At 39.1% G+C, this 25642-nt stretch carries 16 protein-coding genes and 7 tRNA genes; 15 read left to right on the top strand and 8 right to left on the bottom strand.

Translation table 11 applies throughout. From position 1 onward, the window contains the following. Nucleotide 1 precedes the first annotated feature (1 nt). From MLE17_RS09005 to MLE17_RS08985, 5 genes are all read right to left on the bottom strand, one after another. Nucleotides 2–913, bottom strand: coding sequence for a dihydroorotate dehydrogenase (locus tag MLE17_RS09005; protein ID WP_243348458.1), 912 nt, complete (start codon nt 911–913; stop codon nt 2–4). Continuing rightward, the gene (locus MLE17_RS09000) at nt 901–1677 is read right to left on the bottom strand and encodes a dihydroorotate dehydrogenase electron transfer subunit (RefSeq protein ID WP_243348457.1); all 777 of its coding nucleotides are present in this window, start codon (nt 1675–1677) and stop codon (nt 901–903) included. The genes MLE17_RS09005 and MLE17_RS09000 overlap by 13 nt, the downstream gene beginning before the upstream one ends. 93 nt (nt 1678–1770) lie before the next feature. Next, nucleotides 1771–2229 carry a helix-turn-helix domain-containing protein gene (locus MLE17_RS08995; protein ID WP_243348456.1) on the bottom strand — a complete coding sequence of 153 codons (459 nt, stop codon included), beginning with the start codon at nt 2227–2229 and terminating at the stop codon, nt 1771–1773. 1008 nt (nt 2230–3237) lie between these two features. After that, entirely contained in the window at nt 3238–4257 is a 1020-nt protein-coding gene (gene holA / locus MLE17_RS08990; RefSeq protein WP_243348455.1) for a DNA polymerase III subunit delta, read from the bottom strand. A 2-nt stretch (nt 4258–4259) separates the two neighbouring features. Next, nucleotides 4260–5030: an AMP nucleosidase gene (locus tag MLE17_RS08985; protein WP_243348454.1), complete on the bottom strand. Its 771-nt coding sequence runs from the start codon at nt 5028–5030 to the stop codon at nt 4260–4262. 73 nt (nt 5031–5103) lie between these two features. Between MLE17_RS08985 and MLE17_RS08980 the strand changes: the two genes are divergently transcribed. After that, entirely contained in the window at nt 5104–5565 is a 462-nt protein-coding gene (locus MLE17_RS08980; RefSeq protein ID WP_243348453.1) for a type I restriction enzyme HsdR N-terminal domain-containing protein, read from the top strand. A 51-nt stretch (nt 5566–5616) separates the two neighbouring features. On the opposite strand, the gene MLE17_RS08975 is transcribed toward MLE17_RS08980, so the two are convergent. From MLE17_RS08975 to aspS, 3 genes are all read right to left on the bottom strand, one after another. Beyond that, nucleotides 5617–6390 (bottom strand): zinc ribbon domain-containing protein, encoded by a 774-nt coding sequence (locus MLE17_RS08975; RefSeq protein WP_243348452.1) that lies wholly within the window; start codon nt 6388–6390, stop codon nt 5617–5619. Nucleotides 6391–6395: 5 nt separating this feature from the next. Further along, nucleotides 6396–7493: a Nif3-like dinuclear metal center hexameric protein gene (locus tag MLE17_RS08970; RefSeq protein WP_243348451.1), complete on the bottom strand. Its 1098-nt coding sequence runs from the start codon at nt 7491–7493 to the stop codon at nt 6396–6398. Between the two features lie 75 nt (nt 7494–7568). Continuing rightward, entirely contained in the window at nt 7569–9329 is a 1761-nt protein-coding gene (gene aspS, locus MLE17_RS08965; RefSeq protein WP_243348450.1) for an aspartate--tRNA ligase, read from the bottom strand. Between the two features lie 321 nt (nt 9330–9650). Between aspS and MLE17_RS08960 the strand changes: the two genes are divergently transcribed. From MLE17_RS08960 to cas2, 14 genes are all read left to right on the top strand, one after another. Next, nucleotides 9651–9725 (top strand) — tRNA-Pro (locus MLE17_RS08960). A 64-nt stretch (nt 9726–9789) separates the two neighbouring features. Continuing rightward, nucleotides 9790–9864, top strand: a tRNA-Pro gene (locus tag MLE17_RS08955). Nucleotides 9865–9928: 64 nt separating this feature from the next. Beyond that, a tRNA-Pro gene (locus tag MLE17_RS08950) sits at nt 9929–10003 on the top strand. A 64-nt stretch (nt 10004–10067) separates the two neighbouring features. Continuing rightward, nucleotides 10068–10142: transfer RNA gene (locus MLE17_RS08945), tRNA-Pro, on the top strand. A 127-nt stretch (nt 10143–10269) separates the two neighbouring features. Next, nucleotides 10270–12564 (top strand): patatin-like phospholipase family protein, encoded by a 2295-nt coding sequence (locus MLE17_RS08940; RefSeq protein WP_243348449.1) that lies wholly within the window; start codon nt 10270–10272, stop codon nt 12562–12564. Nucleotides 12565–12641: 77 nt separating this feature from the next. Then, nucleotides 12642–12718, top strand: a tRNA-Arg gene (locus MLE17_RS08935). Between the two features lie 55 nt (nt 12719–12773). Then, a tRNA-Arg gene (locus MLE17_RS08930) sits at nt 12774–12847 on the top strand. Between the two features lie 22 nt (nt 12848–12869). Further along, nucleotides 12870–12943: transfer RNA gene (locus tag MLE17_RS08925), tRNA-Arg, on the top strand. A 280-nt stretch (nt 12944–13223) separates the two neighbouring features. After that, complete coding sequence (locus MLE17_RS08920; protein WP_243348448.1) at nt 13224–15872, top strand: AsmA-like C-terminal region-containing protein; 2649 nt, start codon at nt 13224–13226, stop codon at nt 15870–15872. 1928 nt (nt 15873–17800) lie between these two features. Continuing rightward, nucleotides 17801–18568: a DUF6261 family protein gene (locus tag MLE17_RS08915; RefSeq protein ID WP_243348447.1), complete on the top strand. Its 768-nt coding sequence runs from the start codon at nt 17801–17803 to the stop codon at nt 18566–18568. 322 nt (nt 18569–18890) lie between these two features. After that, entirely contained in the window at nt 18891–23393 is a 4503-nt protein-coding gene (gene cas9 / locus MLE17_RS08910) for a type II CRISPR RNA-guided endonuclease Cas9 (RefSeq protein WP_243348446.1), read from the top strand. Nucleotides 23394–23454: 61 nt separating this feature from the next. Beyond that, on the top strand, nt 23455–24054 hold the full coding sequence (locus tag MLE17_RS08905; protein WP_243348445.1) for a hypothetical protein: 600 nt from the start codon (nt 23455–23457) through the stop codon (nt 24052–24054). Nucleotides 24055–24113: 59 nt separating this feature from the next. Next, nucleotides 24114–25037, top strand: a complete 924-nt coding sequence (cas1, locus tag MLE17_RS08900) for a type II CRISPR-associated endonuclease Cas1 (RefSeq protein ID WP_243348444.1) — start codon at nt 24114–24116, stop codon at nt 25035–25037. 77 nt (nt 25038–25114) lie between these two features. After that, the gene (gene cas2 / locus MLE17_RS08895) at nt 25115–25450 is read left to right on the top strand and encodes a CRISPR-associated endonuclease Cas2 (RefSeq protein ID WP_243348443.1); all 336 of its coding nucleotides are present in this window, start codon (nt 25115–25117) and stop codon (nt 25448–25450) included. Nucleotides 25451–25642: the final 192 nt, after the last annotated feature.

The raw sequence follows: 25642 nt of genomic DNA, 5'->3' as shown, positions 1-25642 counted from the left end.
TTTATATCTCTAATGCGCCAATTATTTCATTTACAGATTTATATCCGTTTTTATTCAAGTATTCATTTAACCCATCAATAACCTTTATTGTTACTTCCGGATCAATAAAGTTGGCGGTTCCTAATTGAACAGCAGTAGCACCTGCCAGTAAAAATTCAACCGCGTCACGCCAGTTCATAATACCTCCCAATCCAATTACAGGGATTTTTACCGCACGGGCAGTCTGCCAAACCATACGCAAAGCAATAGGTTTAACACAAGGACCTGATAATCCTCCTGTTACAGTAGATAATACAGGGCGACGCTTGTCTGCATCAATTGCCATTCCCAATAACGTATTTATCAACGAGACCGAATCTGCTCCTTCTGCTTCAGCTGCACGGGCAATTTCTGTTATGTCTGTTACATTAGGAGACAGCTTAACAATCAGCGTTTTAGGATAAACTTTTCGTACTGCTTTCACAACATCAGCCGCACTACAAGCACAGGTACCAAAGGCCATACCTCCCTGTTTTACATTCGGGCATGAAATATTAAGTTCTATACCAGACACCTTATCCAGTTCGGCAACTTTCTCTGTACAAGCAACATAGTCCTCAATGGTTGAGCCTGATACATTTACAATCAGATTCGAATCAATATCCTTTAAACGCGGATAAATCTCATCAGCAAAGTAATGTACGCCTTTATTTTGAAGCCCTACAGCATTCAGCATACCTGCCGGCGTTTCCGCCATACGAGGGTAAGCATTTCCCTGACGGGGAGCTAAAGTCGTTCCTTTGACAATATATCCACCCAAACGGGACAAATCAAAAAAATCAGAGAATTCTTCGCCAAAACCAAAAGTACCTGACGCTGTCATTACTGGATTTTTCAGCTCCAGTTGTCCTATTTTTACGCTTAAATCTGCCATTGTAAATCTTTTATATTGAACACAGGACCTTCAGTACACACACAAACGTGTCCGTTTACTGTATTTTCCACACAGCAAAGACATACCCCAAAGCCACAGGCCATGGTATTTTCGAGTGAAACTTCACAGGAAATATCTTTTGCTTTGGCATATTTTGCCACAGCCACCATCATAGGCTTTGGGCCGCAAGTGTAAATATGGTCAAACTGCTGATTTTGAAGGATAGAATGCTGAGTCACGTAGCCTTTCTCGCCATGCGAACCGTCTTCTGTCGTTGTATAGACATTGCCATACTTACGGAATTCATCTAATTGAAGAAGATCAGCTTCTGATCGTGCCCCCAGTAAAAAATTAGGCGTAATGCCTCTTTCTTTCAGATATTTGCCCCAGAAAAGCATTGGAGCAGTACCAACACCACCACCGACAAGAACTACCGATTTAGAGGCATTCTCAGGCGTTGTAAAGCTGTTACCCAATGGGAAGACTAAATTAAGAGTATCACCGGCTTGCAATTTGCCTAAAGTACGTGTACCATCACCAACTTTTTGCACCAGAAGCCATAGCTCATTGGTTTCTGCAATGTAATTGTTGATAGAAATCGGACGTCTAAGGAAAGTATTGGGTGATCCTTCCACTTTTATCTCTACGAATTGCCCGGGAAGCATATCGGGTAATTTCTGTGCGGAAGTAAGCTTTAGCAAAAAGTAGTTTGCATTCAGGCTTGTATTTTCCGTCACAGAAAGATCCATGACATGTTTTTTCATTGATTTTTTCCTGTTTTTGGGGTTTGGAGTGCAAAGATACGGGAAAAAATATCAATTATTCAACAGGCCAAATGAAGTTTTGATTGGTCTCTTTTATTTTCGGGAACTTTCCTCCGGCAAGAAAATTTCAAAAGTATTGTCAGAGTAGAAGATCATAATCTTAGAAACTTTCTTATGTAACTCCTTAGTTCTTTTTGAGTATTTATCATCTTCAAACTGAATGGAAGCGATGGTAGGAGATTTTTGTAATTCGTCTTTTATTGAATCGGCCTCATCAACCTTCTTCTCAACGACATCCTTTTGTTCAAAATCATCAAATAACCCAGGCTGTTGAGCCTGAATCCCCTTATACATAGTCCCTTTCCCAAACAATAACCATTCAGAATTAATATCCTGATATCGCTCCAAAATCTTCGAAACGATATCTAAGCTAGGATTATTCCGTCCTGTCATGGTATGAGTCATTGTAGGACGTTTCACCCCAATCTCATCTGCAAAAGCACTTACTGACAGTTGCTTTTCATCCATAACCTTTTGTATGCGTGTTAACATAATTGCAAAAGTTAATTATTTACCAGTTTACAAAGATAACAATACAAAACGAAACAACAAAACAGATGTGAATTTATTTTTGAAACAAGTAATTTACAAATACAATCGGTCATTCGTTTACATTTGCAATCCATCTACACACACTTGTTGCGATACTTTTGTAAACGAATTACGCATCAATCGCCCTTAAACTTTAACCGAACTTCACTTAAATTCAATTACAATCTGATACACTGCGATATACACTTATACACTTGTAGTAAAACGAATTATAGTCACATCCATGCACTAAACAAAAGTATCATAGTTTAAGCCACAAAAGCCGATAATAAAGTTATCACATTGATAAACATTGGTTTATCCCCCATGAAACAAGGCATAAAAATAGATTATACATGTTAACACAAACGCCTACTGACAATTGTATTTGTATTATTCCGCATTACAACATATATACAATTTAGTTACTTATATAAATCAACACACTAAAATAATTCAAGCATTATTTAGTGCTTATGGATATGATCTACTGTATTATTGTAATTCAGTTTCCATATACAACCATCATATTTTTGCGTTTATTTAATATTAGAAACATATACCATTCATTAGCCTGATTAATATAGCTGTCGATTTACTTTTGCATATAAAATATAGAGTAGTTATTTTAGAATGAAATACAAATAGCAAAATAAACACCACCCCTATTCAGGGTGACTCTAATAAAGAAAATAGAACGGCTTAATAAAGGGAAGTTATATGATGACAACCAAAAGAAGCACTATAAGAGAGTAGAGAAATATTTTTGCATCAACAAAAATATCCGGAGATTGAGATTAGTAGAAAAAAGGCTTTCTCTGCGCTATTATTGCGCACAAAAGTAAAGACACAATTGGATATTAAAATCTCAGGCGCTACATATCAGATAAACAAATTGATTATCAAATACATAGCGCCTGAATTATTGTATTTAAGAATGAGTCAGAAAAGTAAACTGAGGTATTTTTGTCAATGGAGTATCTTATAAAGCAAAACTTTCAACAAATCCCCGTTTGAGGAACCAGTATCCCCCACTCCTTTCATATTAGCATCACATTCCCGAATCAGGGAAATAATATCCATGGTTTTGAAAGGCGAAAAGTTTCGCAAACCAAACATATAATCTCTTGCCTGAAAAGATTGAATCCTTAATCCCTGCATCACCCCCGCCTCATTCTTATTAGGAAGATAATGACACAACATCAGGTTGCTAAAAAAGTTATGTAATACAATAAGAGTTACATTCAACGGATTGTTTTTAGGATTCTTCTCAAAGTAGAGCGCTATCCGGTTTGCTTTCAAAATGTCCTTCTGAACTACCGCTTTCAAAAACTCGAAATTATTATACTCTTTACTAATGCCGATGTTACGCTCTACCAACTCAGGAGTAATTCTGGTTTGATTTTGCGGTATTGTAATTAAGAGTTTTTCCAACTCTCCTGCCAAACGATTTAAATCGGATCCGATAAAATCAGCAAGCATTTGTGATGCCTTTGGATCTATCTTTAGCCCCTTTTTATCAACAAATACATTAATCCAGGAAGGAAGTTGATTGTCGTAAAGTTTTTTGGATTCAAACAGAATCCCATGCTTTTCAACTTCAGCGATAAGCTTCTTTCGACGGTCAAAACTCCCGTTTTTATAGTTTATCACCAGGATAGTCGACTGTAAAGGTTTCTCCAAATAATTGACCAAATCCTCCAGCTTCTTCACCTCCTGAGCCTCTTTAACAACAACAACCCTATATTGGGCAAAACTAGGATAAAACCGGGCTTCATTGATAATATCCGCCACACTCACATCCGCCCCATACCGAACGATCTCATTAAAATCCTTCTCCCCTTCCTGAAGCGCATTTTCAAGAATCGCATCTGTAATTTTATTTATATAAAACGACTCATCACCCATCAAAAAATAGATGGGTTTAAAATCTTTTTTTGCAATTTGAGAGATGATAGTTTCGAAGCTAAGCTGCTCTTTTTTAGCCATTATTAGTCAAATCTTAGGTGTTTAACAGTGGTTCGTTTTTCAAGGAGGATCCTCAGCGCATCTATCCCGATCAGGACATGGTCTTTTACAAAAGACTCATTTACAATCTTATCACTTTTCTCTGTTTTAACCCCCTCGGGAATCATGGGCTGATCTGTCACCAACAACAAGGCTCCTGTTGGTATTTCATTTGCAAAACCGACTGTAAACAATGTGGCAGTCTCCATATCAATTCCCATACACCGGGTTCGCTTCAGATAATTTTTAAATACATCATCATGCTCCCATACACGGCGGTTTGTGGTATATACCGTCCCGGTCCAGTAATCCTTCTCATGATTCCGGATCGTACTTGACACTGCACGCTGAAGACTAAATGCAGGCAAAGCCGGAACTTCAGCAGGCATATATATATTAGAGGTTCCTTCTCCCCTGATGGCAGCAATTGGCAATATAAAATCCCCGATAGAGTTAACCTTTTTAAGCCCACCACATTTACCCAGAAAAAGAACAGCTTTTGGATGGATCGCTGTCAATAAATCCATTATGGTTGCGGCATTTGCAGTCCCCATACCAAAATTGATTATCATAATACCATCCGCAATGGCATTGGGCATATTCACCTCCGTCACTAGCAGGACTTCAAAATGCTCTGCAAAAATCTCAACATACTGATTGAAATTCGTGAGTAAAATATATTCGGGAAAATCCTTTAGTGAACGCCCGGTATATCGGGGAAGCCAATTATTGACAATCTCTTGTTTTGTCTTCATAAAACCGTAATTTTGTGTTTTTAATGGGACTAATGCGACTGCTAAAGCCCCCATTTACCAACAAAAGTACAAAATGTTAAGATTAAACCTTCCGCCTTTTCCCTTTAAAATCGTGCGCAACGAAAGCAACGTTACAATTTTTGATCCTCTACGAAAGAAATACGTAGCGCTAACACCGGAAGAGTGGGTAAGGCAACATTTTGTGCAATATCTGATTAATGAAAGAGGGTTCCCCGGCGCACTTATTGCAAACGAGGTCAGTATAAAATTGCATCGAACATCTAAACGCTGTGATACTGTTGTTTACGACAACCAACTCAACCCTTTGGCCCTGGTGGAATACAAAGCTCCTGAAGTGGAAATTACGCAAAAGGTATTCGAGCAAATCAGTCGATACAATATCGTATTTAAGGTTCCATACCTTATTATCAGCAATGGACTCTCCCATTATTGCTGCCAGATTGATTACGAAAATCAACGGATTTCATTCTTAAAAGAGATTCCAACCTATCAGGAGATTATACAAAACAAATAGGGCAAAGTTTCGAAAAACCTTGCCCTACTCCAATATTATTTTCTAAGCGGATTACTCAACACCAGCCAATTCAGAGTCGATCATTACACGACCACAATATTCGCAAACGATGATTTTCTTTCTCATCTTTACGTCCATTTGCTTCTGAGGTGGAATCTTGTTAAAGCAACCACCACAAGCATCACGCTGAATAGGAACGATAGCCAAACCATTACGTGCATTTTTACGGATACGTTTGAATGCAGTCAACAGACGAACTTCAATGTTGGCTTCCAGCTTTTTAGCTTTGTTACGCAAACGCTCTTCATCCTGTTTAGTTTCTGCGATGATATCATCCAACTCACTCTTTTTAGACTCTAAATCAGCCTTTTTCTCCTGAAGCACTTCTGTACTTGCAGCCAGTTCTTCTGATTTAGTTTTTGATTGAGCCGTAAATTCACGAATGCGTTTTTCGCACAATTCGATCTCAAGCGACTGGAACTCCATCTCTTTTGAAAGGAAATCAAACTCTTTATTGTTGCGAACATTCTCCTGCTGAGCTTTATATTTTTCAATCAGGTCTTTCGCATTATTGATTTCGATTTTCTTAGCGCTAACTTTACTCGCCAAGTCCTCGATTTCATTTTTGTAGTTTTGGATACGGGTCTCTAAACCGGCCACTTCATCTTCCAGGTCCTGAACCTCCAAAGGAAGCTCACCGCGCAGCGTTTTGATTCTGTCGATTTCTGAAAGTATGGTTTGTAATTCGTGCAGTGCCTGAAGTTTTTCTTCCACTGTCATCTCTTTAGTAGGTGAGTCCACTTTTGTCTTCGCAGTAGTAGCCATACGATTTATAAATAATTTATCTGATTAGTTTTACACTCCGTGAAATGAACGGCAAATGTAGGGAATTTTTTCCGAATAATCTCACAAATAAGCTCAATTGTATATTGCTCCGACTCATAATGGCCAATATCAGCAAGCAATATCGAATTACGATGATTGAAAAAGTCATGATACTTAATCTCTCCAGTCAAAAAGAGGTCTGCACCGGCTCTAAGAGCATCTATAATCAGAAAAGAACCGCTTCCGCCACAGATAGCAATGTTCGTTACCTGTTTATTTTGCAAGGGTGAATACTTTACAGTAGAAACCTCAAATACCTGTTTGATTTTTCCCAATACAGAAAGCTCATCTTCTGCCCTCTCCAATTCACCAATCACACCCGAACCAACTTGATTCCATTCATTTTCCAATGCTATAATATCAAACGCCGGTTCTTCGTAAGGATGCGCTGAAAGCAAAGCTCGAATCACATTTCCTTTAATATGGCTTGGAAAAATGGTTTCGAGGCGAACTTCCGACTCTTTGTGCATCTCCCCTTGCTGTCCACAGAAAGGATTCGCCCCCTCTCCTGCCCGGAAAGTACCGTAGCCTTCTGAATTATAGCTACACTGATCATAATTTCCAATATGACCGGCACCAGCAGTAAAAAGAGAATTGCGAATAATATCAATGTGTGATACAGGTACAAAAGTCACCAGTTTTAGCAGCTTGCCATCAACCGGAGCCAAGACCTTAATGTTTTTTAGCCCCAGTTTTTCTGCCATTTTAAAACTCACTCCACCCCAGGCATTATCCAGATTGGTATGAGCCGCATATATGACAATATCATTTTTAATGGCTTTTATCAAGCATTTTTCGATATAATCTTTTCCGGTCAGCGATCTTAAATCTTTGAAAACCAGCGGATGATGAGCTATAATCAGATTGCATCCTTTCGTAATAGCCTCATCAACGACAGCCTCAGTCACGTCAATGCAAACCAATGCAGATTTTGCCTCCTGACCGGCATCACCAACCTGCACTCCGGAATTATCGTAACTCTCCTGAAAAGCAAGCGGCGCAAATTCTTCAATTGCAGAGATTATCTCCTTGATTTTAGCCATATCAACTAAATAAGAAAGTCGTAAAGACACAAAGCATCTTTCAATACCCTGCATCTTTACGACCTTGCTCTTTTATTATTTCTGTTCTTTTATATTCAAAATGAGATTCAGTTCTTCCAACTGAGCCGGGTCAATCGGTGCCGGAGCATCGTTCATCACATCGCGACCTGAGTTGTTTTTCGGGAATGCGATGCAGTCGCGAATTGAATCCAATCCGGCAAACAATGACACGAAACGATCCAGACCAAACGCCAAACCACCGTGAGGAGGCGCTCCGTATTTGAACGCATCCATCAGGAAGCCGAACTGAGACTGAGCCTGTTCATCGGTAAAGCCGAGCAATTCAAACATTTTCTTTTGAAGCTTACTGTCGTGAATACGGATGGAACCACCGCCAAGTTCTACACCATTGATTACCATATCGTAAGCATTGGCACGTACTTTACCAGGGTCAGAGTCAAGGAATTGAATATCCTCCGGTTTCGGAGAAGTGAACGGGTGGTGCATTGCAAAGAAACGCTGAGACTCTTCATCCCACTCAAACAATGGGAAGTCGATTACCCAAAGCGGAGCAAATACATTTTTGTCACGTAATCCCAGACGGCTACCCATCTCAAGACGTAGTTCACACAACTGTTTCTGTGCTTTGGTTTTCTCTCCCGGAAGTATAAGAATCAAATCGCCCGGTTGAGCACCACAACGTTCAGCCCATTTTTTCAAATCATCGGCAGTATAGAATTTATCTACTGAAGATTTGAAACTGCCATCAGCCTCACATTTTACATAAATAAGACCTTTGGCTCCGATTTGCGGACGTTTTACAAAGTCGGTCAGCTCATCAATTTGTTTGCGGGTATAGCTTGCACATCCTTTTGCACAAATACCGCCCACATATTCCACTCTGTCAAACACAACGAAATTTTTGCCTTCAGTCAAGTCTTTCAGTTCTACAAATTTCATATCGAAACGAATATCCGGCTTGTCCGAACCGTAATATTTCATTGCATCTGAATAAGGCATTCTTGGGAAATCACCTTTCAACTCCACTCCTTTGATGGTTTTGAAAAGATGTTTTGCCATACCTTCAAAGATATTGAGTACATCTTCCTGCTCCACAAACGACATTTCGCAGTCAATTTGGGTAAATTCAGGCTGACGGTCTGCTCGCAAATCTTCATCACGGAAACATTTTGCAATCTGGAAGTAACGGTCAAATCCCGAAACCATCAGCAATTGCTTGAATAACTGCGGTGATTGTGGAAGAGCGTAAAACTGTCCCGGATTCATACGTGATGGAACCACAAAGTCGCGCGCACCTTCAGGTGTAGATTTGATCAAAATCGGAGTTTCTACTTCTAAGAAGTTTTGCTGATCAAGGTAACGACGGGTTTCAAATGCCATTTTATGGCGAAGCTCCAGATTAGCCCGTACCGGATTTCTTCTCAAATCCAGATAACGGTATTGCATACGGATATCATCACCCCCATCGGTCTCATCTTCGATAGTAAACGGTGGAACATCCGACGCATTCAATATATTCAATTGACTTACAATAATTTCGATTTCGCCGGTTGCAATATTGGCATTTTTGCTTGAACGCTCTTTTACTGTACCGATTGCCTGAATTACAAATTCACGGCCCAATTTATTAGCCTTTTCGCATAACTCGGCATCAACCTCCTGATTGAATACTAACTGAGTTACGCCATAACGGTCACGGAGATCCACAAAGGTCATCCCTCCCATTTTACGAATTTTCTGAACCCACCCGGAAAGGGTAACAACCTGATCTACATCAGTTAGGCGCAACTCGCCGCAAGTACGTGTTCTATACATATATTGTGTTTTTTACGATTCCTCGAGTCATTGAATAATACTAACATGCAAAATTAACACAATTCGCCGGAATACCAACGAGGCTTCCTGTCAATCTTTGAAGTTAACAGAACAAAGACTGCATAAGGGTTCCGAGAGGTTTTTATCAAAAAATCAGTGTCTCGAAGATGTCCATCCGCATTTTTCAAAAAAATATTTTCACACTCAATCCCGTGTTACACAAACAGAAGGCTCTTCAACAAAGCGATTCACGAATAAAAAACTCAAAATAAATTTGGAAGTTATTGAACAAATCCCCTATCTTTGCACCCGAAATCAAAACGGGGTGTAGCGCAGTCCGGTTAGCGCATCTGGTTTGGGACCAGAGGGTCGGGAGTTCGAATCTCTCCACCCCGACAAAAATAATCACTGAATAAGTGAGATTTCAAAAAAACATAAAATCAACTATTACAGTTGAACGCGGGGTGTAGCGCAGTCCGGTTAGCGCATCTGGTTTGGGACCAGAGGGTCGGGAGTTCGAATCTCTCCACCCCGACAAAAATAATCACTGAATAAGTGAGATTTCAAAAAAACATAAAATCAACTATTACAGTTGAACGCGGGGTGTAGCGCAGTCCGGTTAGCGCATCTGGTTTGGGACCAGAGGGTCGGGAGTTCGAATCTCTCCACCCCGACAAAAATAATCACTGAATAAGTGAGATTTCAAAAAAACATAAAATCAACTATTACAGTTGAACGCGGGGTGTAGCGCAGTCCGGTTAGCGCATCTGGTTTGGGACCAGAGGGTCGGGAGTTCGAATCTCTCCACCCCGACAAAGAAAAGAATCACAAGAATTGTGGTTCTTTTCTTTTTTTACCCCATTTGAAAATTCTTATTCCAAAACGCACCTTCCTCTTATTCATTTTGTTATATCATTATATCTGCAAGAATGACACAACAATGAACAAATTTATCACGCTTATAATCATCACTTTATCCAATATATTTTATCTGCCATCACAGTCTGTGGGTTTGGTCCTAAGTGGCGGAGGCGCAAAGGGTATTGCCCATATTGGCATCATCAAAGCACTGGAAGACAACAATATACCTATTGATTACGTAACCGGAACCTCTATTGGAGCTATTATCGGTTCACTTTATGCAATGGGATACTCTCCGGAAGAAATGCTTCAATTAATTAAATCTGAGAACTTTAGGACATGGCAGACCGGAAAAGTGAACGAGAAAGACCTGTTTTACTATAAAATAGACGACCCGACACCTGAATTTGGCCGATTCAGGTTTGAAACAACCGATTCCACCCGGGCAAAAACCTACTTTCTACCAGTCAGCCTGATTAATCCGATCCAAATGAACCTGGGTATTCTAAAGCTTTACACCCAGGCCTCAGCTGCTGCCAACAACGACTTTGACCAGTTAATGATTCCTTTCCGGTGTGTCGCGGCTGACATATATCATAAAGAACCGATTATTTTCAGGAGCGGAAGTTTGTGTGATGCAGTCAGAGCATCCATGACATTTCCTTTTGTATTTAAACCCATAGAAATCGATGGAAATCTGGCTTATGACGGTGGTATCTACAACAACTTCCCCGTAGATGTGATGCAAAATGACTTTCATCCTGATTACATAATTGGCAGCGTAGTAGTTAAAGGTAAATACAAACCGGATGAAAAAAATATAATCAGCCAACTGGAAAATATGATTATGCAAAAGACCGATTATTCTATCGGGAATAACCGCGGTGTGGTAATAAGAAGCGATTTGTCAGACATCAATCTGTTGGATTTTGACAAAGCCGATAAGGTCTTTGAGATAGGCTACCGCAAAGGATTGGAGTATGTCAGTCAAATCAAAAGAAATATATCCAGAGACATCCCGCCTGATAGTCTTAGTGCTAAACGATCAGCATTTAAAAAGAGGCTTCCTAATCTGGTTTTTCAAAATGTAATTGTCAAAGGGGTATCCAAAAACCAAACGGACTACATCCTGTTTCAGGTAAAAAATGACGATCGGGATTCCATTAGTTTCGATGATTTCAGAAAGGCCTATTTCAGGTTATTATCGGACGAGAAAATTGCTGAGATTTTACCGGAAGCCATCTTCAACAGAAATACCAGACGATTCGACCTTATATTAAAGGTGAAGATCAAAGAGAACCTTTCTGCGGGAATAGGGGGATTGATTTCTTCGGCCAGTTCCAACCAGGTTTATCTCGGATTGAAGTATCAGGCTATAAAATTTTACAGCTTTGATATTAATGCCGACGCTCAAATAGGAAACAGTTACAACGCCTTTCACTTGTCAGGGCGGGTTGAGATGCCTACTGTCCTACCGTTATATCTTAAAATAACCGTGGGAAGTTCAGCTAAAAAATATTTCGAAAGCAGCCGTCTTTTCTCCAACGAGAATCTATCGGCATACCTCAAACAATCCGAAACCTTCAGTCGGTTAAGTATTGGAACGCCATTCTACTCCGTGGGAAAAGCTATTTTTTCTGCTTCTACCGGGAAACTTACCGATGAATACTCACAAGGAATAACATCTACTGCAAATATAGCATTGGATGAAAGCACCTATAATCTATCCGGACTCTCTGTCCGATTAGAAAAGAATACTCTCAACGCAGTGATGTACCCTACCGCCGGCACAAATGCCTGCTTTCTATTACAGGCATTTACCGGAAAAGAAAGCTTTTATAAAAATGAAAATGAGTATTTACGTCTCCCCTCTCAAACAAGCCACACTTGGGCGCAAGCTGAACTGAGGATCCACCGCTATTTTCAATGCAATAGTAAATACGCTTTAGGCACATTATTAAATGTAGTGGCATCAAACAAATCGCTCTTCAATAATTATGCAGCGACAATACTCCAAGCTCCTGCATTTACGCCAACCCCTCACAGCAAAATGGTCTTTAATGAATCATTGCGTGCAACCAATTACATCGCCGGGGGAATTATTCCGTTAGTAAAGGACATAAAAAAGCTACAACTGAGAGGCGAATTCTACGGATTTCTTCCTTACCGGAAAATAATTTACGATGAAATTAAAAATCCTGCCTTTGATAAAGGTTTTGGCAAATTATCTTACTTTGGCGAGCTTTCTCTTATTTACAATTTCCCAATTGCTTCATTATCAATTTACGGCAATCATTATAGCTTTCCAGGCAACAACTGGAACATGGGTATAAACATCGGTTTCCTGCTCTACAACCCCCATTTTATCGAATAAAAAGCGAAAAATTTCACCGAAATATTTTGGAGGTTTAATCACATTTACTACCTTTGCACACGCAAACGAGAAACAATGGTTCCGTAGCTCAACTGAATAGAGCATCTGACTACGGATCAGAAGGTTACAGGTTTGAATCCTGTCGGGATCACCATTAGTTTCTGTATGAAACTTATCATAAAATCGTTTGTAATACTGCAAATAAAAATGGCTCCGTAGCTCAACTGAATAGAGCATCTGACTACGGATCAGAAGGTTACAGGTTTGAATCCTGTCGGGGTCACTTAATTTTGCAAATACGGAATGGTTCCGTAGCTCAACTGAATAGAGCATCTGACTACGGATCAGAAGGTTACAGGTTTGAATCCTGTCGGGATCACAAAAGTAAAAGCCAATCTGCTAAATATTAGCCGGTTGGCTTTTTTGTTTCCTGAAAATCACACAATACAATTCCATTACCATCCCAAAAGCGACATTTCACAGAAAAATCAGAATAAAGAATTCACAGCTTTTTTGATTTTCACCCCAACTATCTATCTTTGTTATTGTTTTACCGATAGGGTTTCTACTTTTAGAAAATCCTTTTCCAATAAGCTTTTCAAGCATATAATGACATTAATATTTCAACATATTCCCGTTTCAAACTAAAAATTAATCACATGAAGAAAAAGCTTTTAATTGCCGGAGGGATCATATTTGGTTTTCTGGCAATACTCGCCATTCTGCCATTTGCCTTTGAAGGCAAACTGGTGGAAATTATTAAAAAAGAAGCCAACAAAAAGATGAAGGCCAGGCTTGAGTTTTCAGGTCTTAATCTGAGTTTTATCCGTGAATTTCCCAAAGCAACCATCGACCTGAAAGATTTTTCACTTGTCGGTACAGGAGAGTTCAAAGGAGATACACTGGTAGCAGCTGATGAAATCCGTGTAGCGGTCGATTTAAAAAGTATCTTCGGCAGCTCAGGTTACCAGGTTTCGCACATTCTACTTGATCAACCGGTCATCAAACTGAAAGTACTAAAAAACGGGAAAGCAAACTGGGATATCATGATAGAAGATACCACCAAAAAGGCCGCGCCGGAAACCGCATCATCTTTCAAAATGGCTCTTAATCAGGTGGATGTCAAGAATGCACGCTTTGAATACGATGATCAACAGGGCGATATGAATCTGAAGATGAACAATGTAGAACTCGATCTGTCGGGTGATATGACGCAGGATCTGACCAACCTGAAGCTCAAAGCGGATGCGGCAACGATGACCTTTATAATGAACAAAGTCCCCTATATGAAGAATGCTGTTATTCAGGTTAAAGGTGAAATCGAGGCAGACCTGAAAAACAGCAAATACACCTTCCATGACAACACCTGCAAGGTGAATGCCATTGAAGCTGCTATACAGGGCTGGTTTGCCATGCCCAAAGAGGGGTATGACATGGACATCAAGCTGCAAACCAAACAGATCGGATTCAAAGAGATACTCTCCCTCGTTCCGGGCATGTACACCAAAGGATTTGAAGATATTCAGACAGATGGGAAAGTCAGCCTGGACGCTTGGGCAAAAGGACATTACAGCGACAGCATTATGCCAGCCTTTAATGTTGCAGTCAAAGTGGCCGACGCAATGTTCAAATATCCTTCTTTGCCAAAATCCGTTGATCAGATCAATATGGACCTGGTACTAACCAATCCGGGAGGTAGCACAGACCTCACTGTCATAAACCTGAAGAAACTGCAATTCCGCATGGGTGGCAATCCATTCAGCTTAATGGCAAATGTAAAGACCCCTATCAGTAATCCCGATTTCTTGTTAAAAGCAAACGGTACGCTTGATCTCAATATGATTAAGGATGTATATCCATTGGAAAAAGGCACACAACTAAATGGCAAAGTGGTGGCTAACCTTGATTTTAAAGGGAAAATGTCACAAATTGAAAAAGAGCAATACGAGCAGCTCAATGCTAAAGGAACTTTGGGAATCTCCAATATGCTCTATAAGTCGAAAGAGTATCCCGATGTATTAATTAAAAACATGGGACTTAACTTTTCTCCGAAATATGCAGAGCTCACCGGCTTAAATATGAAATTCGGCAAAAGCGATATTTCCGCTACCGGCAAACTGGAAAACTTCATCGCCTACGCATTGAAAAACAAGACATTAAAAGGCTCGTTGAATATGAATTCAAATCTTCTGGATCTTAATGAATTGATGGGCTCTTCATCTTCGTCAAAGAAAGACACTTCAGCAATGTCGGCATTTGAAGTTCCCAAGAACATAGATTTTACAATGTCAGCCAATATCAGAAAGATTCTTTACGATAAAATGACCCTGGAAAATGCTACCGGTAAACTGCTGGTGAAAGACGGACGCGTGGATTTAAGCGGTGTACGTGTTAATGCTTTTGGTGGAACCATCGAAACATCCGGCTATTACAGCACAGCTACCAATCCGAAGAAACCGGAAATCAGCCTCGGGCTGAATATCGTAAACGCATCTTTCACGCAGACCTTCAAAGAGTTGGATTTCGTGAAGAAGCTCTCTCCTATTTTTGAAAAAACGTTTGGAAATTATTCCGTTAATTTCAACATGAAGGGAATGCTCGACGATAAACTTTCTCCGGACCTGAAAACTTTACTTGCAAACGGTTTGCTGCAATCAAAAGATGTACAGGTTAAGGATGTCAAGGCTCTTTCGGCTTTAGCAACCGCGTTGAAAGACGACAAATTCAAAAACCCTTCCATTAAAGACCTGAAACTCCCCTTCAAGATCGAAGACGGACAGGTAAAAACAAGCCCCTTCGACATCAAGCTGGGTGATACAAAAATCAATCTGTCCGGTATTACAGGATTGGATCAGACGATTAACTATGCAGGACTGGTTACACTGCCACAAGGGATCTCATCGAAACTGGGCGTAGGCATTAATCAGGTAAACTTTAAAATCGGTGGTACATTTACCAACCCGAAAGTCTCACTCGACTACAAAGCGGTTGCCAAAACGGTTGTGACCTCTCTCGCCAAACAGGCCGCAACGCAAGGTTTGCAAAAAGCACTCGGGGCTAAGAACAACGAGGAAGTGCAGGCTAAAATTGCAGCTATGAAAGCGGATGCCAAAGCGCAGGCTGATAAAATTATTGAAGCGGCTAACGTACAGGCCCAGAATTTGGTAAATCAGGCCAAAAACCCCATAGCCAAATTTGCTGCACAAAAGGCTGCCGATAAAGTAAAACAGGAGGCTCAAAAGAAAGCGCAAAGCATTATTGATGATGCCGATAAGAAAGCGGAACAGATGCAACAGCAAATGAAATGAACGCAAACTTAAGAGTTAAGATGCCGTCTCTATCAAGGAGGCGGCATTTTTTTTGCACTCCATACACCTAGCTACACAAGTAACTCTTTTAAGCGCTGAGTATAATTTAATGTCTTATTTATCCCATGCTTCTTCGGGACAGCTTGGTCTTATCAATCCGTCAAGCGGCCTGAAACCAATGTACGGTGCGCAGCGCTATCGTTCAGCGGCTTCAGGCCGCTTGACACGTAATGAATTTCCACAATGCATACACGACATCAGCCCTATTCTATTATTTAGTTTGGATCAATACAGATAACCTGAGTTCGGGACAAGATTCGTTTTGTAAATAAATTGCATTTTGAGGCTTTGACTTGAAAAATGAGGATCGAAGTATTTGTGAAATCTTATTATTGAGCTTTTCTCTATGAGAGGCTGTGTAAAAACTCACAAAAGGATCAGGTGTCATTGTTTATTCTGCCCCTAAATCTCCTGGAGCGGACTTTTGCAGTAGCAAGAACACATAAATCAGCACATTTATTGACCGATTTAACCAGAATACAGTATTGTTTGCATCATCCCTCCCCACTTTGGGGAGGTCGGGAGGGGTCGGGAGTTAGTTTTTACACAGCCTCTATGAGCGAAAGGCTCAAATCGCATCTCGAAAGACTCGCTCATAAAGAGTCTTTCGATAGGTAACCGACAAACTTTTCTTATCCCGAATTCACGTAAATAGAAAATTCTATCATAATCCATTCGTCCTCATGGAAACTGGCAAAAGCCATTTTCGTGCCGTCCCCTTTACTCTCAGTTATTTATATTCGCCCTGTTTCGCTGACCGATTCCTAAAAAAGGTCTGAATTTACCCTGTTAGCAATTGACAATAAACATATAACATCATACACTATATTTACACGCTATGCGTAATTTAGAACAAAACGAATTTCATCCTATTTCTAAATAGAAATCGCCCTCCTTTTAAATACCCCAATAAAAAAACGATGGTCAATCAAATCTCCCCAAAATGCAAAATAAGCATTTACTATCGCATTAACATTCAATGGCTTCCATCAAACAAAGCAAAATAGCAGACACAACAAATACATCTATAACATTGACTAACAGAGTCAATAAACAAACAAACACAGATATACGAATCAATGACCCAATGATTGATTTTCTAAATATCACTCATGAAAAAATTAGCTATTTTGGTTGTTGCAAACAAAATATTTTACATACCTTTGTTAGGTGTTCATTTATACACCTTCTAAATAGATGAATACAGGTTGAATGAGTTCTAAATCCACATTAAACATTTCTTTAATAAATCAGCCTGTAATCCGGTTTTATTTGTAACCGGATATTCACTGTAAAAAAAGGAATACGTTCTTTGAAAATTTGCTACCGGTAAGCCAGACCCGGAGATGCCCGGATTATCTCTGAATACTAATGAGTGGGAAAATGTGTTTCTGAACTGGATTACGAACGTCACGTGTAAGCTTATACTTAAGTCGGAGTAAAATCCACGCCGTGAGTAAGCCTAAATCATGCGTCAGAACGGTTTCTACGCCGTGAGTAAAGCCAAAACATAAGTCAGAGCTGTTTTCACGCGGTGAGTAAAGCAAATTTGCACACCAGAGCAAAATCCACGCTGTGAGTAAGCTTAAATCAGGCGTCGGAACGATTTCTACGCCGTGAGTAAAGCCAAAACACAAGTCAGAGCTATTTTCACGCCGTGAGTAAAGCAAATTTACACGTCGGAGTAAAATCCACGCCGTATGTAAGCCTAAATCAGGCGTCGGAAGGGCTTCTACGCCGTGAGTAAGCTCAAAGTTAAATGATCACGCTCTTTCCACATTGTGGTACACCGGTACATTTTTTATTCCAATGTGCAATTCAAGCATTCCAACCGTCTATTAATTAATCACATCCTAAAAGATTTAGTTATGAAGCAAATGTTTTTTTCGAGGTTATCTAACCTCCAGTTATCAACTTTCTCGACAAACTTTCTCGAGATTATAGCCAAGTCGAACGCTAATGGCGTTACTTTCGGTAAGCTATACGAGGAGTTATTAACCCAGGATGGGCTGCTATCTGAAGCTGTAAACCGGACTCGCTTTAGCGAATTGACTCAACAGCTCAATTCGATTGGCGCAGAACGTAAAAAGACCATCACCGGCATGAAAGGTATATTGTATAACCTGACAAAATCGCCTGTAAAAACAGAAAGTGAAGCAGCATCCCTGCTGTATAGCGCCTTTTCTGACCTGGGACCTGCGTTAATTCGTGAAGTTCAGAATAAGCAAACAGGGGCGATCAAATCACTGCTTAACACGCTGGCAAAAACCGAGTATGCTGATGCGATCACGAAGACAAACATGGTGAACTGGATCTCTCATTTAGACAACCTGCAGAGTTCCTTTATCACCACAAACAACCTTCGAAACTCACATCAACGTACCATCAACCAGTCTCAGAGTGCTACTTCCATCCGTCCCGGACTGGCAGATGCGGTAAATAAGTATTATGCCTGGGTGTACGGACAAGCCTTAAGTCTTGAACAGGACACATGGACGACTCTCAATGCCGACCTGCGCTATTGTTACACCAAGGCTATCCAGGATGCAACATCTAAAACGACAGAAAGCACAACTACTTCTGGCTCTGACAACACCAGTAGCACAACTACGAATACCAGTAAGCAGCCGGAATAAACAATGCCTCTTTTGCCGGGAAAAGAGCCCATGGAATAGCGTTCGCGCTATGTTATAAGAAGATTAAAATGAATTTCGCCCCGCAACCGTGAGGATTGTGGGGCTTTTTTTGTTGGAAGAGATAGAAAAAAACAAAAGGCAGGTTTCCCTGCCTTGCTTACCTCCGTATTGAAAGACGAAGGCCACTTAAATGTTTTCACAACGGAATAATCCTTATTGTGATTTGCTTCAAAAATCTACAGCAAATATAAACATTTATTCTATACAACATTGCTCAACCGGAATTATTTTATACTTTTAAGGACTAAATAATCGACATATTATGAAAAAGATATTAGGATTGGACTTGGGAACCAATAGTATTGGATGGGCTTTAGTGGAAATAGATGAAAATGAGAACCCTCAATCTATTAAAGGTATTGGAAGTAGAATAATACCTATGAGTCAAGATATATTAGGTAAATTCGATTCTGGAAATTCAATTTCTCAGACAGCAGAAAGAACAGGTTTTCGTGGAACTCGTCGCCTCAGAGAAAGACATTTACTTCGACGAGAACGATTACATCGTGTATTACATATACTGGGATTCCTACCTAAACATTATGAACAATATATCGATTTTGAGAAACGATTAGGCAAGTATCTTACTGATACTGAACCTAAAATTGCGTGGAAGGTAGATGATGACGGAAAATATGAGTTCGTTTTCAAAAAATCATTCTATGAGATGGTTTCAGAGTTTGAAGTAATGCATCCCAATTTATTCGCAGACAATAAATTAATCCCGTATGATTGGACAATTTATTATCTGCGAAAAAAGGCACTAACTTCGAAAATAGAAAAAGAAGAACTCACTTGGTTATTACTCAATTTCAATCAAAAAAGAGGATACTACCAATTACGGGGGGAAGAGGAAGAGGAAAATCCGAATAAACTAGTTGAATTTCACGCATTAAGAATTATTGAAGTTACTGCTGATGAACCTCAAAAAGGCAAATCTGAGATTTGGTACAACCTTATTCTTGAAAATGGATGGATATACCGCCGTTCCAGCAAAACACCATTGTTTGACTGGAAAGATAAAACTAAAGAGTTTATCGTTACTACAGATCTTAATGATGACGGCTCGATAAAGAAAGACAAGGAAGGTAACGAAAAACGCTCATTTAGAGCTCCGTCTGAGGATGATTGGACTTTATTGAAAAAGAAAACGGAATCTGATATTGATAAATATGGACAAACAGTTGGTTGCTATATATACGATACTCTGTTACAGAAACCGACTCAAAAAATTAATGGAAAACTTATTCGAACCATTGAACGAAAGTTCTATAAAAGTGAACTGAGTACAATTCTGAAAAAACAAATCGAGTTTCATTCCGAATTTAATAATGTAGCATTATACAATGCTTGTCTCGAAGAGTTATATGAAAATAATGAAGCCCATCGAAACAATATCTCTAAGCAAGACTTTATCCATCTATTTATCAATGATATAATATTCTATCAACGCCCGCTCAAAAGTAAAAAATCACTTATCAGTAATTGCAAGTATGAATGCCGCTCCTTTAAAGATCTAAAATCAGGAGAAATCAAAAAAGAACCCATAAAATGTATCGCCAAATCTCACCCACTATATCAAGAACTACGTTTATGGAAATTCGTGCAAGATTTACGAATCTTTGAAAGAGAGAAAAATGTAAATGGGAAATTAGTTACAGATGTAGATGTTACTTCTGATTTTCTTTCAAATATTGATGAGTTTGTTGCCCTCTTTGATTGGTTAAACAGCAAAAAAGAGATCAAACAGGATGTATTACTTTCATCTTATTTCAATCTTAAGAAAAAAAGAGGTGAAGAAAAACTTTCTCACCGATGGAATTATGTGGAAGATAAAGAATACCCTTGTAACGAAACGAGATCCTTAATTAGCTCCCGTTTATCAAAAGCAAATATATCTGACGGTTTCCTGAATAACGAAATTGAGCTTGAACTGTGGCATATTTTGTACTCTATTGAGGATAAAACCGAAATAGAGAAGGCTTTAAAATCATTTGCAAGAAGATACAAACTAGGAGATGATTTTGTTGAAGTATTTCGCAAATTTCCACCATTCAAAAAAGAATACGGAGCCTATTCAGAGAAAGCCATCAAAAAGTTGCTCCCATTAATGCGAATGGGGAAATATTGGTGTTATGATCTAATAGATTCAGAGACAAAAGAGCGTATAGAGAAAATACAGAATGGAGAGTACGACGAACAAATAAAAGATCGTGTTCGTGAAAAGACTATTCATCTTAAAGAATATTCTAGTTTTCAGGGGCTGCCTGAATGGCTAGCATGCTATGTCGTATATGGTAGACACGCCGAATCAAGTGATGTAGTAAAATGGGCTACACCGAATGATCTGGAAATTTTCCTTCAGGAGTTTAAGCAACATTCTCTTCGTAACCCGATCGTAGAACAAGTAATTACAGAAACACTTCGGGTCGTAAAAGATATCTGGAAGAAATATGGTGATATTTCTGAAATACATATTGAATTGGGGCGTGAAATGAAGAATCCTGCTGATAAAAGAAAATCGTTGACAGCACAAATTACGGAGAACGAGAACACAAATCTGCGGATAAAAGCCTTATTGTCGGAATTAGTTAATCATAATGATATTGAAAATGTACGCCCCTATTCTCCAAGCCAACAAGAAATTCTAAAGTTATATGAAGATGGCGTCTTAAGTTCGAGCATTGAAATCCCGGATGATATTACCAAAATAGCAAAAATGAGTCAACCATCTCAATCAGAGTTGGTTCGTTACAAATTGTGGCTCGAACAAAAATACAGATCGCCCTATACAGGAGAAGTAATTCCATTAAGCAAGCTCTTTACTGCAGCTTATGAGATTGAACACATTATACCTCAATCCAGATATTTCGATGACTCTTTAAGCAATAAAGTAATCTGTGAAGCTCAAGTAAATAAAGAAAAAGACAATGCGCTTGGATACGAATTTATTAAGAATAATGAAGGCCGTATCGTTGAACTCAATTTTGGGAAGAAAGTAAAAATATTTACTCTTGCTGAATACGAGGATTTTATCAAGCTCAACTATGGAAAGAGTCGTACTAAAATGAAAAAACTGTTGATGGAAGATATTCCGGATGCTTTCATCGAAAGACAGTTAAATGATAGCCGCTATATAAGCAAAGTAATTAAATCACTATTATCCAACATTGTACGAGAGGAAGGGGAAATTGACGCAATTTCTAAGAATGTTATTCCTTGTACAGGAGGCATTACCTCTATTCTTAAACAAGACTGGGGATTAAACGATGTGTGGAACAGAATTGTTTCACCCCGTTTTGAACGATTGAATGAGTTAACTAAAACCTCACACTTTGGCCAATGGACTAATAAAGATGGGAAACGAGTTTTTCAAACAGAAATGCCATTAGCCCTACAGAAAGGCTTCAACAAAAAACGCATTGATCATCGTCACCATGCAATGGATGCCCTAGTTATTGCTTGCGCCACGCGTAATCATATCAACTATTTAAATAATGAATCAGCAAAGCCTTCTTCTAAGGTTAGCCGATTTGATTTAAAAAGCAAACTTTGCTTTAAAGCAAAAACTGACGATAAAGAAAACTACAAATGGATGTTTCATAAACCCTGGGATACATTTACTCAGAATACGCAGTCTGCATTAGAGAATATTGTTGTCAGCTTTAAGCAAAACCTAAGGGTAATAAATAAGACTGTCAATAAATATCAAACCTATGAAAATGGCATAAAAACGATTAAACGTCAGGAAAAAGGTGAAAGCTGGGCTATTCGAAAACCTCTGCATAAAGATACTGTTGCCGGTGTGGTAAACCTTCGGTTCAAAAAGACAGTTACATTATCTGCCGGTATAGATCAATGGAAAATGCTTGTAGATAAAAATCTGAAACTGAAAATCAAACAGCTTATAAATGATGGCTTTGATAAAAAGAAGATCCAGAAATTCTTTGGAAGTCAAAATAATCAATGGATGGGTATTGATATTTCAAAAGTTGATATATATTATTTCAGTAATGAAAAAGATATTCAAGTTGCCTCTCGTGTAAATTTAGACATGAGTTTCGGAAGTAAAAAAATTGAAAGTATTACCGACACAGGTATTCAGAAAATTCTTTTGAAGCACTTAGCCAATTACAATGAAATGAAGAGTGGAAAAGAAATAGAGCACCCCGAATTGGCTTTCTCTCCAGAAGGAATTGAAGAAATGAATAAAAATATTACAACATTGAACAATGGCAAATTCCATCAATCAATTCTTAAGGTTAGAACTTACGAACCGAAGGGAAACAAATTCAATGTGGGAGTAATTGGAAATAAAAAAGATAAATATGTAGAAGCCGCAAAAGGGACAAACTTGTTTTTCGCTATTTATGCTGATGAAGATGGTAATAGAAGCTTCGAGACAATTCCACTAAACATTGTGGTTGAAAGGCAGAAGCAAGGATTACGCGAAGTACCAGAACAGAATGAAAAGGGTGATAAGTTGTTATTTCATTTATCACCAAATGATCTAATATATCTACCTAATAAAGAGAATGTTGACTATAATACAAATTCCATAGATGACTTAAAAAGAATATATAAAATCGTGAGTTTTACAGGTAATCGACTTTATGCATTACCGCAAAATATAGCAAAGTCAATTGTAGACAAAGTGGAATTCACGCAACTTAACAAGATGGAAACGGACATTGTTGATAATCTATCTATAAAACAGTATTGTCAAAAGCTAAAGATCGATAGATTGGGAAATATCTCATTTTGATTATTTCTCTACAATTCACCCGATGACTTTAAGTCATCGGGTGAATAAAAAACGAACAAATATGATCCTCGAAGAAGGGCTACTATACCATATTTATAATCAAGGTAATAACCGGCAGCAGATTTTCTTTAATCGGGATAATTACCTGTTCTTTCTGAAGAAAATCAATCTCCACCTATTACCCCATGTCGATGTATTAGCATGGTGCCTGATGCCGAATCACTTTCATTTAATGGTATATGTGAGGGAGTTGATTATTCGGGGCGCGACTTCAAGTCGCACTCCGAATAGTCAACAAGACCTAAACAAATCAATCGGAATAATGCTGGCCTCATATACCCGAGCGATCAACATTCAGGAAAACAGAACTGGATCATTATTTCGTGATAAAACCAAAGCCGAATGTATTACGAAAATAGATGAAGGCATAACGCCATCATTCAATAATTCTTATGCCGGAACACGAATAAACACTCACATTACCGAACAAGCCTACCAGAAAATCTGTTTCGATTATATTCATCAAAATCCTGTAACAGCCGGATTGACTGACCTGGCTGAAGATTGGGAATTTTCGTCATACCGAGATTATTCAGGTTTGCGAAACGGCAAACTGATCAATAAAGAAAGAGCGAAAGAATTTGGATTGTTTTCTTTTTAGTCGGAGTGCGACTTAAAGTCGCGCCCCGACTAAAAAAACTGTCCCAAAAAATACTTGCCATGATAAAACGCACGCTTTATTTCGGAAATCCCGCTTATCTGAGCAAAAAGAACGACCAACTGGTCATTAACCTTCCCGGGGCTAAAGGGATAGATAATCTCACCGGCAACAATACCGTTCCTATAGAAGATATTGGAGTTATTCTACTCGACCATCAGCAAATCACCATTACACATGGATTAATGGATAGTCTGCTCAATAACAATGTGGCGCTTATCATGTGCGATAAAAATCATTTACCCACCGGGTTAATGCTGCCGTTGGAAGGAAACCTGGTACAATCTGAGCGTTTTCAGGATCAGATAGAAGCCTCTCTCCCACTCAAAAAACAGTTATGGCAACAGACGATTACAGCCAAAATAGCTAATCAAGCTAATATACTGGCAAATCACCGGAATGTAAATATCAAGAATATGGAATATTGGGCTGCTGCTGTGAAAAGCGGAGATGCAGACAACCATGAAGCCAGGGCTGCTGCCTATTATTGGGGCAACCTGTTTCCTGAAATACCTGATTTCCGACGGGAACGAGACGGTATAGCCCCAAACTATTTACTCAACTACGGATATGCTATATTACGGGGAATTATAGCCCGCTCATTAGTATCTACAGGATTACTTCCCACCTTGGGGATTCATCACCACAACCGATACAATGCCTATTGTCTGGCTGATGATATTATGGAGCCTTACCGTCCGGTAGTGGATCACATCGTTGTCGGACTAGTAAAACAGAACCTTCACAATGGCACTTTAACTCAGGATGTAAAAATCAAACTTCTCTCCATTCCCCAGGCAGACGTGTTAATCAACGGACAACGAAGCCCTTTATTCATAGCTGCCTCTCAGACTACAGCATCGTTGTATAAATGCTTCTCAGGAGAACTTCGTAAAATTGCTTATCCTGAAATGGTATTGAATTAAGATGCACTTGCAAATTGGTTTTATTTTGAGCGCGACTTGAAGTCGCACTCCGATTTATTGCCTTCAATATCTTTACAATGGACACAAGGCTTAGTGAATACAGGATTATGTGGGTATTGGTATTTTTTGACCTACCAACCGAAACGAAGAAAGAACGGAAAATCTATACTGACTTTCGGAACAAACTGATTAAAGATGGTTTTACCATGTTTCAGTTTTCAATCTACCTGCGCCATTGTCCAAGCCGGGAAAATGCAGAAGTGCATATAAAAAGGGTAAAAAAGATGCTTCCCGAAAGAGGACATATCGGAATACTTTGCGTCACGGATAAACAATTTGGACAGATGGAGATTTTTTATGGAGAGAAACCTTGCGAAAAGAGTACGCCAGGACAACAATTGTCCTTATTCTAAAACTATCATAAATATCTCTAAATCACAAATCGCCGCTCTGATTTGGCTGATTTATTCTTCCTTTAGAAAATCTCACAACAGAAAAAGCCTCCCGAATTGAGAGGCTTTTCTGTTACATAGCACCTTTTTTTCAGCTTCTAGTTACAGCTTTTTCTTGTTGTGATACAGCATGTTATGCTGCGGTGTGGTGCT

The organism is Parabacteroides sp. FAFU027 (assembly GCF_022808675.1).
GTDB lineage: Bacteria > Bacteroidota > Bacteroidia > Bacteroidales > UBA7332 > CAXXIC01.
This window is presented reverse-complemented; position numbering and strand designations above follow the sequence as displayed.